Origin of the sequence: Legionella sp. PATHC035, from assembly GCF_026191115.1 — a bacterium.
In the GTDB taxonomy this organism is placed as follows: Bacteria; Pseudomonadota; Gammaproteobacteria; order Legionellales; family Legionellaceae; genus Legionella.
This window is the reverse complement of the sequence record NZ_JAPHOT010000001.1, coordinates 2154142-2166901: the sequence shown is the minus strand read 5'-3', so window position 1 is coordinate 2166901 and position 12760 is coordinate 2154142. Positions and strand designations below refer to the sequence as shown.

Here is a 12760-nt window from a genome sequence, read left to right as displayed (position 1 = left end):
CCAAGCCATACTTTTTAGGGTACGGATGCGGACAGGCGCCGTTTATGTTAAGAGAAATAAGACAGATTTTGTTGAGTAGTTACCTTTTTTCAATAATAATTACAGATTTAATTGCCAAGCTCTCGCAGTTTATGGAAAAATCAAGCTATTAGCGGTTTAATCTAAACAGTGACATCATGGTGATTGATCGTGCCGGTTATCGGTTGAATGTAGGTATTATCCTTGTCAACGCACAGAATAGGGTTTTTTGGGGTAGAAGGACTGGTCATGATGCATGGCAATTTCCGCAGGGCGGTCTGGCTGCGGGTGAAACATCGTTAGAAGCAATGTTTCGGGAATTGCATGAAGAAGTAGGTTTGGATAAGGAAGATGTTGAAGTGATTGGCTCTACCAAACGCTGGCTCAAATACAGACTTCCTAAACAATATCTGCGTCATGGCAGCGAACCTTTAGTGATAGGACAAAAACAAAAATGGTATCTGTTAAAGCTCGTTGCCAGCGAGCAGAAAGTCAAACTGGATTTGAGTGACTCACCAGAATTTGACAGCTGGCGATGGGTTGATTTTCATGAGCCAGAAGGGCAGGTTATTTTTTTTAAACGCCAAGTGTACACTCAGGCGCTAAAAGAATTAGAGCCTTTGTTGAAAAAAAATCGTCGTTCCCCCTATGGCATTAAACGAAAAAAGAGAGCATAGGACAGCTGCGATTTAAAAATGTTGGTGAACGATTGAATTTGAGCATAGATTGAACGAAAATCGCACGGGAGTATTTCTCGCAGCGATTTTATTCAAGATATACTCCGTACGGCCGTTCCTTGATAGGGTGACCATTTACAAAAGAGGTAATCAAAGGCATAGATGCTCAAAGTACTTAAACGGATAGTTCAAGAAGTCACTACAGCAAAGCAGCTTTCTGAGGCGCTTGTTATTTTAGTGCAACAAATAAATAAAGCCATTAATGCAGAGGCCGCTTCCGTTTACCTCATTGATACCAAACACGCTGAATATGTCCTTATTGCAACAGAAGGTTTAAACAAGCAAGCACAATTTCGAGTCCGTATCTCATTTGATAGTGGCCTTGTAGGCCTTGTCGGTCGGCGGGAAGAGCCTATAAATCTTGAAGATGCCCCTGCCCATCCTGATTTTTATCATAATCCGTTATTGGGCGAAGAGCATCTCAAAGCATTTTTAGGCGTTCCAATTATTCAGCATAGAAAACTCTATGGCGTCCTGATTGTCCAACAAACAGAGCAACGTTACTTCGATGATACAGAAGAATCCTTTTTAATTACCTTAGCAGCTCAACTTGGGGGAATTATCGCTCATGCAGAGGCAACAGGCGAGTTAGCGGAACTAACCCAGCCCAAGCCTATGGGCGTAACTAAAAAAATTGAATCCAGTACAGCCGCTCTAGCAGGGATTGGCTCAGTCCCTGGCATTGGGATAGGTACCGCAGTGGTTGTATATCCGCAAGCAGATATTGATGCAGTGCCACAAAATCCAGTTGAGACATTGGATGAGGAAATTAATGCCTTTTACGAAGCTCTGGAGTCGACTCGTGAAGACATGCACCGCTTAAGTAGGCGCATGAAATCGGTTGTCGGGGAAGAAGAACACGCCCTGTTTGACGTTTATTTACGTATTTTGGATAAAGACAGCCTAGGTGTTGAAGTAGAACACATCATTCGTAAAGAAAAAATTGGAGCCCAGGCTGCTTTAGCGACCGTAATTAAAAAACACATAGCCCAATTTGAAAATATGGAGGATTCGTATCTTAGAGAGCGAGCCAGTGATTTCCGCGATTTGGGCCGTCGTGTTTTAGCCGCATTACAGTGGTCACAACAAGAAGAGATTGTATACCCTAAAAGGACCGTTTTGGTTGGCGAGGAAGTAACTGCAGCAGCCTTGGCTGAAGTTCCTGAAGGATACCTGGCTGGAGTTATATCAGCCAAAGGTTCCAACAACTCGCATGTTGCTATTTTAGCGCGCGCCTTAGGGGTACCCACCGTCATGGGTGTTCGTGGTTTAAAATTGGATTCAATTTCCCGACGCGCCATAGTTGTTGATGGATATTATGGACAAGTTTATATTTCCCCATCGAAATCCGTACTTGCAGAATTCAAACTCCTGGAACAAGAAGAACAAGCACTAAACCAGAGTCTAATCAGTTTACGGGATAAGCCTGCGGAAACTACTGACAACTATAAAGTTTCTTTGCAAGTAAACACCGGTTTAGCTATGGATGCTGGTTTATCGATGAGCGTTGGAGCTGAGGGTGTCGGTTTATACCGTTCAGAAGTGCCTTTCATGAGTCGGGATCATTTCCCTTCAGAAGATGAGCAAACGATTATTTATCGGCAAACATTGAAAGCCTTCGCCCCCCGCCCCGTAACCATGCGAACTTTGGATATTGGTGGCGATAAAGTACTCCCCTATTTTCCTGTAGAAGAAGATAATCCCTATTTAGGATGGAGAGGAATTCGGGTTACACTGGATCATCCCGATGTCTTCTTGATGCAAGTACGTGCGATGATGCGTGCAAGCGAAGAGTTGAATAATTTGCGGATTATGTTACCTATGGTCACCAATTTAAGTGAAGTTGAAGAAGCTTCTTATCTGATTGATCAAGCATTTACAGAGTTGTTAGAAGAAGGTTGTGCCATCGAAAAACCAAAGTTAGGTGTCATGATTGAAGTTCCGGCCGCAGCTTATTTGGCACGAGAAATCGCCAAGCGAGTTGATTTTATCTCTGTAGGCAGCAATGATTTGACCCAATACTTTCTGGCTGTCGACCGGAATAACGCTCGTGTTGCCGGCCTTTATGATTCCATGCATCCTGCGATGTTGCGTGTTTTGCTGAAAGTAGTGGAAGGAGGTCATGCAGCAGGGGTCGAAGTAAGTATTTGCGGTGAAATGGCCAGTGATCCTTTAGCAGTGATCTTATTGGTCGCCATGGGTTTTGATACCCTAAGTATGAACTCTTCCAGTTTACCACGCGTGAAATGGGTTATTCGTAATTTAGCCATTGCTAATGCACGCAAGATTCTTGCTGAAGTATTGGAGTTCGAACATCCAGCGCAAATACGTTTTCATTTACAAAAGGCACTAGAGGAAGAAGGATTAGGTGGCCTAATCCGCGCTGGTAAGTCCCTATGAATAAGAACCTGATCGCACCATGTGCGCCTGGGCGCAAAAGTAGAAAAAAAGGAACTTAAAAATATGCTAACCTTTCCGTACATTAATCCTGTAGCATTTTCAATAGGTCCAATACAAGTTCATTGGTACGGCTTAATGTATTTGATTGGCTTTGTAAGTGGCTGGTTACTCGCTCATTGGCGGAACAAGCACTATCATCTGGAGTGGACTTCAGAACAAATCAGTGATTTGATTTTTTATGCGGCCCTAGGGGTCATTATTGGTGGCCGAATCGGTTATATGCTTTTTTATAATTTCCCGGAATTGATGCATGATCCCCTCTCTTTATTTAAAATATGGCAAGGAGGAATGTCCTTCCATGGTGGCTTGCTTGGTGTTGTTGCCGCTCTCTGGCTCTTTTCTCGCAAAAGTAAAAAATCATTCCTGGAAATAGGCGATTTTATTGCCCCCCTGGTCCCTATCGGTTTAGGTGCTGGACGTATCGGCAATTTTATTAACGGTGAGTTATGGGGGCGAGTGACCGATATGCCTTGGGGTATGGTATACAGTCATGTCGATAATCAGCCTCGCCATCCTTCTGAGTTGTATGAATTCGGTATGGAAGGAATTGGTTTATTTCTCCTTGTTTGGATTTATGCGCGTAAACCGCGCCCTGCTGGACGGGTGTCCGCAGTTTTTTTAATGGGGTATGCCGTGTGCCGTATCATTGCTGAATTGTTCCGACAACCTGATCCACAGCTTGGCTACCTAGCGTTTGGATGGTTGACTATGGGACAAATTTTATCTATCCCCATGTTATTACTTGGATTTTGGTTATGGTGGCTTAAACGATGAGAACTTATTTAAATTTATTAGAACATATTTTACAACACGGGACCCAAAAAACAGACCGCACAGGAACCGGAACCTTATCGGTTTTTGGGTATCAGATGCGATTTGATTTACGCCAAGGATTTCCTTTAGTGACCACCAAAAAATTGCATACGCGCAGTATTGTGCATGAATTGCTTTGGTTTTTAAAAGGAGATACCAATGTAGCTTATTTAAATGAGAATGGGGTCACTATTTGGGATGAATGGGCTAATAGCGATGGAGATTTAGGGCCTATTTATGGAAAACAATGGCGAAATTGGCCAACCCCAGATGGCCGTACGATTGACCAACTCAGTGAAGTGGTGCAACAAATCAAAACCAATCCTGACTCACGCCGTTTACTGGTCAGTGCCTGGAATGTTGGCGAGTTGGATCAAATGGCGTTAATGCCTTGTCATGCTTTATTCCAATTTTATGTGGCAGACAAGACGCTTTCTTGCCAATTGTATCAACGCTCGGCGGATGTGTTTTTAGGTGTACCTTTTAATATTGCATCTTATTCGCTACTCACTCACATGGTTGCTCAGCAATGCAATCTCAATGTGGGCGATTTTATATGGACTGGCGGCGATTGCCACCTGTATCTTAATCATTTAGAACAAGCACGCACTCAATTAAGCAGAGAACCATTACCCCTAGCTACCTTAAATATTAAACGTAAACCACAGTCATTATTTGCCTATGTTTATGATGATTTTGAGTTCTTAAATTATCAATCTCATCCCGCAATCAAAGCGCCAATTGCGGTTTAAATAAGCAATGAATCAAATGATGAGGTACTCAAGCGGGCAAAAAATATCGTTCTGAACTGGTAACTATTCTCGATAGTCGGTCCGCTCGAGTGCTATTGCAAATTGTTGCTTCGCAAAGAAGGGTAAATTTATTTAGATGCATAATAATTATAACTAATAATATAAACACCCACTCCAATAAGTAGAGTACCTATAAAAATCTTTACTGTAAGCGTTTCACCCAAAATAAAGTAGGACGAGAGCGCTATGAGTATATAGACAAATGAGGATACAGATAATGCCAGATATAAAGGCATAGTTTTTAAGATACTCATCCAAATAAAAAAGGAAATGACCAAAGTTGCATAGCCAGCAACAATATAACCATTGACATAGTGGTCTTGAGCAACGGCAACTAAAGCGCCTTTTTTAATTAATAATTGAGTAACCGTATCACTTATGATCAATGAAACCCAGAGCAAAAAAGCGTTCATATGCACCTAATCCTTTTGGAGTGAGTTTTAATAATTCTATTCGAGAGCAGCATGAGTACTCGAGTTAGTTTCAAAGGCTTAGTCCAAATCTTACAAGGAATTGCAGAAAATCCTAATGCTCTTTTAGATTCCCCACTACCTTGCCCTGCAACATACCACTGAAAACCTTGTTTCTTTGCCCAATCTAATATGTAGAGCATGCTCATTGAGTAAAAAGAGAATTGATACGCGAGCGCAGGGATACTCCCTATATATTTATCAAAAATCATCTGATCTTTGAGGTAGAGTAAAGTAAAGGCAAAAGGTGTATTATTATGTTCATAAATAAAGATTTTACAGTGTTCATTCCGCAATGCGGCCAGATAAAAGTCGATGGTCAATTTTTCTAATTTTAATACGGCCTTTTGCCAGGTATGTTCATAAGCGGTCATGATGAATGAAATATCATTAGGGGTTGCTTCCCTTACCTGTACCATTTTTTGAAAACGCATCCATCTATTTTTTAATCCCCTTCGTCTCCCTTTTGATAAGGTAAAGAAAAATTCATCCAGGCTCATAGGCACTTTATAATACCAAATTGGATCATGCTCAATGGGGATAAACTCTCTTTTTATTAAGCTTTCCTCAAGAAAATGACCATCAGGTAAATCTTTAACCGCAATAGCAGAGACGTTCTGGCTTTTAGCAAGGTTAAATACCTTTTCAATTTGCATTTCAATTTCATTCGTACTGTTGCAAGCGGGAAATAAATCGGTAATGGGATTACCCCAAAAAAGCACTGACAAGGAGGGGAGTGGAATAGATGTTTCAAGTAAATTTGATAAATTCACTTTTCCCAAAAAAACATAAGTAGAAGAATTATCTTCCAGGTTGATTTCTTGAGGCAAGAATTGAGGGTCGGGATGTTTTAAGTAAAGGGAAAGCCAATCCCTGCCTTCAAAAAAATTTGGAAGTTGTCTGTTCATCATATTGTCAAGTCCTATTCCAGTAAAACTATCCCCATTATGATCATTCCCACACCGATCCATTGTGCGAAATTTATTTTCTCTTTTAAAAAAAGACAAGAAAAAAAGATAACAATAAGTTGTTGTATTCCGGTTAGTGGGAAGGCAATATTTAAGGGCAGATGTCTCAATATAAACACCCAGGCTATAAATTCCATTAAAAAAAGCGAGACGCCCATGAATAAATAAATATTTTTAAAAAGGCTCAAATAATAATCAATGCCTGCTAAGGAGGAGCTTGCAACTGCACATTTTTTAAAAGCCAGCTGACCGAGCGCTTCGAGTAAAGAGCAAAATAAAAATAACGGAATCCATTCAAGCACCATCATTTAATTTGACTCCTAACGTTTCCATAATACGTTGGTTCAGCTCATTAGGTTTTAATCGATTATCATCCTCAATTGCCCGCAACGTGGGATGCTCCCAGTGCGACATGGTCCGTTTAATAAAGCTCTTATAATGAACAGGCTCCGTTCGCTCCCCGCTTATATCAGCGCCTATAATTCGATATTGAGTTAACAAAGCTAACATTTCAAAAAAATCATTTATTTTTAGAATCCCTTGATCCCAATCTGTATCAACCTCTTGGGCTGAGAACACATCTTTATCGATACTAATGTATATTGGTAAATCGCTATCAATTTGTTGTAATGCATTTTGATAACCCTTCATTCCTTGACTCTGCACATCTTGTGCTGAAAACGCAATGAAGTGTTTTTTTCGTATTAATTGGTTTAAACCGAAGAGCCGATCAAACCAGTAATATCCATTTGTAGCACCAATATGAAGGATCTTTTTGCATAGCGACAGCTGCGCCGCGGTGTAAAGCCAATTACCACAATGAAACCTTGGAGGCATGAAACTACAATCGGTATGATTATCAAATACAATTAAATTGAAGGGTTCTTTAATTCGTTCTAACAAAACATAAGAGAGATGATGAAAATCTCCAGAACCTAATAGTGTAAATAGGGCTGTCTTAATGTCTAGGTTATTGATTAATTCGCGAAAAACATTAACGCTTTTATTTGTGGTGTAAAAACGCAATGACTCTTCATAACCAGACAGATCAATTTTGTGTAACGTATCACTAAAAATGAGTGATCTCGACGGTTGTTGGTGCTGAGACTCAATACATAAAATCTGCATAAGTTTATTCCATCACCTAAAACTTATACCATTGAGTATAGACTTAAATTGATAAAACAACGTCGTTGCTAATTTCTAGCGAGATTTTATTTAAAAATTCTACGAATTTTATCAGGTAAAGGAACCGATTTATTTTGCGTATAATCCACCCAGACAATTTTACAACTGCCTTGGGCCATCAATAGTTCATCCTGGTATAAATCGTGGCTCATCATCATGCTGGAATTTCCCAGACTGTGAATTTGGGAACACAAAGTCACTGTTGCCGGATAAATGACCGGTTTTAAAAAGGTGCATGCAACATGAATTACTACGGGCCCTGTATTTTCAGTCATACTAATCTTGAGTTCTCGTAACCAATCAATACGGGCTTCCTGAAAATAATCAAAATAGCGCGCATTGTTTACATGCCCCAGTGCATCCATATCTCCCCAAGCGATGGAAAAAATTTTTTTATGTACTTCAATTTTCGACTCAGCCACTTCTCGACCTCCTTCAAGATAAATCCATAGGATCCACATCCACATTCCACCGCACACCATTACTTAATTTATTTCCCATAAGCCATTCTCGTAATTGGGTTAACACATTTTTTAATTTTTTTCGCGATGAGGATTTAAGTAACAGTTGCATCCGATATTGATTGGCTTTACGTGGCATAGGAGCAGGTGCTGGACCCATCACCGTGATCGAGTGTTCTAGCATTTGCTCTTTCGCTGCATGTAAAAACTTTAATACACTCCCTGCAACTTTTCCTTGTGCCCTAATCATGGCCAAATAGTGAAAAGGAGGAAGTTGCGCTTGTTGGCGGGTAGTTAATAATGCATCCGCAAAAGCATCATATCCTTGCTGAATCAATAAATTAAGTAAAGGGTGGTTGGGTAAATGCGTTTGAATCAAAACCTGGCCATCTTGGTCTGCACGCCCTGCACGCCCTGAAACTTGCATTAATAGCTGCCCTAAATGCTCTAGAGCTCGGAAATCCTGATTATAAAGTCCCGCATCTGCATCAAGAATAACCACTAAAGAGAGACGAGGAAAATGATGTCCTTTAGCTAACATTTGGGTGCCAACGATTAACTGGGCCTCGCCTCGATGAATTTTGTGTAGATGCTCATGTAAAGCGTTTTTTTTACGTACGGCATCACGATCAATGCGCACCACTTCCGTATCCGGGAAGTAAGCGCTTAGAAACTCATGGATGCGTTGGGTTCCTGCCCCAACTGGAATCAATTCCATGCTATGGCAGCTGTGGCAATGACTTGGAGTTTTTTGGGTCAATCCACAATGATGACAGATCATCTGTCCTAACTGTTTATGCAAAGTTAAATGGCTATCACAAGCACGACAGTCAGCCATCCAGCCACATTGATGGCATAACAAAACTGGGGAAAACCCACGACGGTTGATGAATACCAGTACCTGATTTTGTTTGCGTAAATGCTCTTTAATGACGTGTAACGTTGTTGCTGCCAAACCATGCTGTAATGTTTGCGAACGTAAATCGATGAGTTGATAATGCAACGGAGTAATTGAAAGCGCTTTATGATTTAAACGTACTAAGGTGTATTTCTTTTGCTTCACATTATGCATGCTTTCAAGACTAGGGGTTGCTGAGCCTAAAATAATAGGGATGTTGGCCAAATGCGCCCGCATTAGGGCCGCATCTCGGGCAGAATACCGTACACCTTCCATTTGCTTCAATGATGCATCATGCTCTTCATCAATGACAATGAGTCCTAAATTGGGCATCGGAGTAAACAGCGCAGCCCGCGTTCCAATCACCATTTGTACTTTGCTTTCCTTGGCCAATTGCCATGCAACTTGTCGCTCCGTTTCATTCAAACTGGAATGAATTACAGCAATTGGCTGCTTAAAACGCGCGGTAAAACGTGAGACTAATTGCGGGGTTAATCCGATTTCGGGGACTAGAACCAAAACTTGTTTTTGCTGTGCTAATATTTGCGCGATGACCTGCAAATAGACTTCTGTTTTGCCACTGCCGGTAACCCCTTGTAATAAAAAGCATTGATATTGAGGTAATGCTTGCGTGATTACCGCTACAGCCGCAGCTTGTTCGAGATTAAGTGTTAAGGGGGATGATAATGACGCCTCTGTGTTTTCTGGCAGCATGATGTGCTGGGACAAAGAAATAACTTGTGCTGCAAGCAAGTTGCAAAGTTGCGTGGAATTAAATCCCTGCTCGGTTAAACGATGTTTCGCCACGGGTTCCTTTTGGGCACTCAAGAATTCGATAAGCTCCAGTTGCTTACGCGCACGGGCAGGGATACGCTTTTGGGCCTCATCCAAAGGTAATGCTAATTGATAAAAATCCCCCATAGGTAATTGGCAAGGTTCTCCTAATCGATATTTTTTAGGTAAAGCCAGGGGTAATACTTCAGATAAAGGCGATTGATAATAATTGGCAATCCAGGAGCATAAAGCCAACATGGCTTCATCGATTAAAGGTTGCTCATCAATAACCGCACCAATACTTTTTAGAGAAGTCACATCATACGAAGAATTGACTTTACCGATGACCACCCCTAAGCGAGTTTGTTTGCGAAAAGGAACCCACACTCGAGCACCGATACAGGGGTTTAAACCTTCTGCGACATAATCAAAACCATCTCGATGGGTGTGTGGAATGCAGACTTGATAAACAGTCACGTTGTCCTGGGGTTTGTTCTCAGAGCGTTCTTCATCGACACACTCTAAGGAGATATCATGAGTTGTTGACACCGAATTTTTCCCACTAGAATGTTCGCGATCGCTGTTATTCATGCACTCTTTGCCATTGATGGCTCGCTGATTGTCCCGGAGCGGAAAACACCTTAACTACCACTTGTTCAATACGATGTCGATCCAGCTCTGCCTTATCTTTAATTAACTCATTCACAAACCAACGTGATAACTCTTCAACGGTAATATTCGTTACGGGCAATAAAGTCACATCTTCTTTAAGAAAAGGGATTTTTTTGTGGTTAAACGTAAAATAATAATATTCTTTATCTTCAGCATATTCCAGAAAAGGAGAAAATTGCGGCATCAGAAAGGTTTGATTTAAATAACGACATAATTTATGAATACGTTCTTTGTAATAACGATAGTCAAAAGTCATCCCATTTTCTTCAACCCACGTGGTGAGTGCCAAATAAACGCCATACATATGGCCGTGTAATGGTTCTCGTTCAGTTGCAGAGAAAATGGTCGTGTGGCCAGCAGAAAATTTCATGGACTCTTTTTGTAATTCCACTGTGGTTAGGTATTTTTTTATCTTCATAAACTCACTCGTTTATCATTTAATAGAAATCCGTTTAAGGAAACTTCTACATTCTTACTCAAGGCGATTACTTTAAATAACTCCCCCATTTCACTAGGATGGGTAAGCTGTTTTATTGCTTGCTTTGCCCGTAATTGCTCTAACTCGTCATCTAATGTATTCAATAAGCTTAGCAAACCGTTAGCCAGCAAAAAAGAGGCTTGGTTCGTAAAACCCGCAATATGAAAGCCCACTTGTTGTCCGGCTTCTGCTACATGGGTAAAATCCACATGTGCAGTAATGTCTTGCGCTCCCGGATGTAATAAAGGATCCGGATGACTGTGATGTTGATAATGACACATTAACGTTCCTTGATTACGATCTGGATGGTAATACTCATGGCGGGGGAAGCCGTAATCAATTAAGAACACCACCCCTTGCTTTAACATCTGATAAATATTCAGAATCCAGTCATCAATAAAAAGATTCACTTCAGAGAGATAAGGCGCATCAGGCAACGATAACCTGTTGTTAATATAATCCAACAAGCGTTGATTATGGCAAGGTTCGAACCGCTCAGTTAATTGCTGCTGCTCATTCAGAGTGACATAACTTTCCATAATCCCTTCTTGGGTTTTCATAAAACGATGTACTGGCATCGCATCCAGGACTTCATTCGCCAGTACCACCCCATTAAAAGGGACTTCCGGCCAGCGATCAAGCCAGATAACTAAATGGGCTAAATGGGGAATCTTTTGTGCGATAAGTTCGCGTTGGCGATGCTGTAAATTGGCACTGACTTCCAAGATGTAATATGCTTCTGGCAAAGCATTTTGCGCTTCGAGCTGTTCTAAAACAGCGACACAAAGAGCCCCTGAACCCGCACCAAATTCGAATAAAACAGGAGACTCAAGCGTCATGAGCACCTGTTGGCATTGATTCGCTAAAGTTTTACCAAATAAAGGAGTTAACTCAGGAGCGGTAATAAAATCACCATGTGCGCCTAATTTTTGTAAGCCAGAACTATAATATCCTTCGCTAGGAGCGTACAATGCACACTGCATGAATTCCACAAAGGGAATTGACTGGCGTTGAGCCAGTAAGGTATTTAAAGTTTGTAATATACTCATAGTTAGTCATTTAAAAAATTGCAGATAAAAACCTGGGCAACCCCGCCATGCGCAAATTATTCCCCTCTCCCCTTGTGGGGAGAAGGTGCCCGTCAGGGCGGATGAGGGCCTCGCCCCTGCTCATCTCCCACAAAAGGGAGAGGGGCTTCTTTTGAATAGGTAAAACCCAGGATAATCTAAAAAATAGGGAACATACATTGAATCCGACAAACAAACAAGAAGCAAAGGTTGCTTTAGTCACTGGCGGAGCACGTCGTATTGGTGCCGCAACAGTCAAAACACTGCATGCAGCAGGATATAGAACAATCATTCATTGCCATCATTCATTGCAAGAAGCTCGTTCTCTTGCAGCAAGTTTAAACGAGCAACGACCCAACAGCGCCTTTGTTTTACAAAGAGAAATAACCGAAGCGTGTGCAGCAGATGAGATCATTACCTCCATACAAGATTGGAGCGGTCGTTTGGATTTATTAGTCAATAATGCCTCCGTTTTTATCCGTACTGAATTTACTGCATTTGTTGCAACGGATTGGGATGCTCTTTTTAATGTCCATGTTAAAGCACCTTTTTTACTGAGTCTTGCAGCGCGTCCATTACTGGCCAAACACTCAGGAGCCATTATCAACCTAACGGATACCCATGCAGAAAAACCATTGAAAGGGTACTCAGTGTATTGCCAAAGCAAGGCTGCTTTGGAAATGCAAACGAAAAGCTTGGCCCGCGAATTTGCTCCCGAAATCAGGGTCAATGCCATTGCTCCAGGTGCAACCGCCTGGCCTGAGCATTTCAATACGCTCACTCCAGAAAAAAAAGACGAAATTATTGCGAAAACACCATTAAAAAAACATGGAGATCCAGAATATGTAGCCCAGGCGGTTTTAGCTTTGGCTGAAAACCCCTATATCACAGGGCAGATACTTAAGGTGGATGGCGGGAGAAGCTTGCTAGGCTAAATAAATGAT

General features: G+C 41.4%; 13 protein-coding genes. 5 read left to right on the top strand and 8 right to left on the bottom strand.

The genetic code is table 11. The annotated features are described in order from the left end of the window. The first annotated feature begins 179 nt into the window (after positions 1-179). From OQJ13_RS09560 to thyA, 4 genes are all read left to right on the top strand, one after another. A complete protein-coding gene (locus OQJ13_RS09560; RefSeq protein ID WP_197718078.1) occupies positions 180-695 on the top strand; it encodes an RNA pyrophosphohydrolase in 516 nt (171 codons plus the stop codon). A gap of 162 nt (positions 696-857) precedes the next feature. Next, positions 858-3155: a phosphoenolpyruvate--protein phosphotransferase gene (gene ptsP, locus OQJ13_RS09555; protein ID WP_265710622.1), complete on the top strand. Its 2298-nt coding sequence runs from the start codon at positions 858-860 to the stop codon at positions 3153-3155. A gap of 63 nt (positions 3156-3218) precedes the next feature. Then, a complete protein-coding gene (gene lgt / locus OQJ13_RS09550; protein WP_265710621.1) occupies positions 3219-3989 on the top strand; it encodes a prolipoprotein diacylglyceryl transferase in 771 nt (256 codons plus the stop codon). After that, positions 3986-4780 (top strand): thymidylate synthase, encoded by a 795-nt coding sequence (gene thyA, locus OQJ13_RS09545; protein WP_265710620.1) that lies wholly within the window; start codon positions 3986-3988, stop codon positions 4778-4780. Before lgt ends, thyA begins: the two co-directional genes overlap by 4 nt. 128 nt (positions 4781-4908) lie before the next feature. Here thyA and OQJ13_RS09540 read toward each other — a convergent pair whose 3' ends face one another. The 8 genes from OQJ13_RS09540 to OQJ13_RS09505 all read right to left on the bottom strand — a co-directional run bounded on the left by OQJ13_RS09540 (position 4909) and on the right by OQJ13_RS09505 (position 11798). Beyond that, the gene (locus OQJ13_RS09540) at positions 4909-5253 is read right to left on the bottom strand and encodes an EamA family transporter (protein ID WP_265710619.1); all 345 of its coding nucleotides are present in this window, start codon (positions 5251-5253) and stop codon (positions 4909-4911) included. Next, positions 5250-6221, bottom strand: coding sequence for a GNAT family N-acetyltransferase (locus OQJ13_RS09535; protein ID WP_265710618.1), 972 nt, complete (start codon positions 6219-6221; stop codon positions 5250-5252). Before OQJ13_RS09535 ends, OQJ13_RS09540 begins: the two co-directional genes overlap by 4 nt. Before the next feature lie 11 nt (positions 6222-6232). After that, complete coding sequence (locus tag OQJ13_RS09530) at positions 6233-6586, bottom strand: EamA family transporter (RefSeq protein WP_265710617.1); 354 nt, start codon at positions 6584-6586, stop codon at positions 6233-6235. Continuing rightward, a complete protein-coding gene (locus OQJ13_RS09525) occupies positions 6573-7406 on the bottom strand; it encodes an arginase family protein (RefSeq protein ID WP_265710616.1) in 834 nt (277 codons plus the stop codon). The genes OQJ13_RS09530 and OQJ13_RS09525 overlap by 14 nt, the downstream gene beginning before the upstream one ends. An 86-nt stretch (positions 7407-7492) precedes the next feature. Next, on the bottom strand, positions 7493-7888 hold the full coding sequence (locus OQJ13_RS09520) for an acyl-CoA thioesterase (RefSeq protein WP_265710615.1): 396 nt from the start codon (positions 7886-7888) through the stop codon (positions 7493-7495). Between the two features lie 13 nt (positions 7889-7901). Then, positions 7902-10190, bottom strand: coding sequence for a primosomal protein N' (locus OQJ13_RS09515; RefSeq protein WP_265710614.1), 2289 nt, complete (start codon positions 10188-10190; stop codon positions 7902-7904). Further along, complete coding sequence (locus OQJ13_RS09510; RefSeq protein ID WP_035901344.1) at positions 10183-10689, bottom strand: 6-pyruvoyl trahydropterin synthase family protein; 507 nt, start codon at positions 10687-10689, stop codon at positions 10183-10185. The genes OQJ13_RS09515 and OQJ13_RS09510 overlap by 8 nt, the downstream gene beginning before the upstream one ends. Then, positions 10686-11798 carry a class I SAM-dependent methyltransferase gene (locus OQJ13_RS09505; RefSeq protein ID WP_265710613.1) on the bottom strand — a complete coding sequence of 371 codons (1113 nt, stop codon included), beginning with the start codon at positions 11796-11798 and terminating at the stop codon, positions 10686-10688. The genes OQJ13_RS09510 and OQJ13_RS09505 overlap by 4 nt, the downstream gene beginning before the upstream one ends. Positions 11799-11995: 197 nt before the next feature. Between OQJ13_RS09505 and OQJ13_RS09500 the strand changes: the two genes are divergently transcribed. Further along, positions 11996-12751 (top strand): pteridine reductase, encoded by a 756-nt coding sequence (locus OQJ13_RS09500; RefSeq protein WP_265710612.1) that lies wholly within the window; start codon positions 11996-11998, stop codon positions 12749-12751. Positions 12752-12760: the final 9 nt, after the last annotated feature.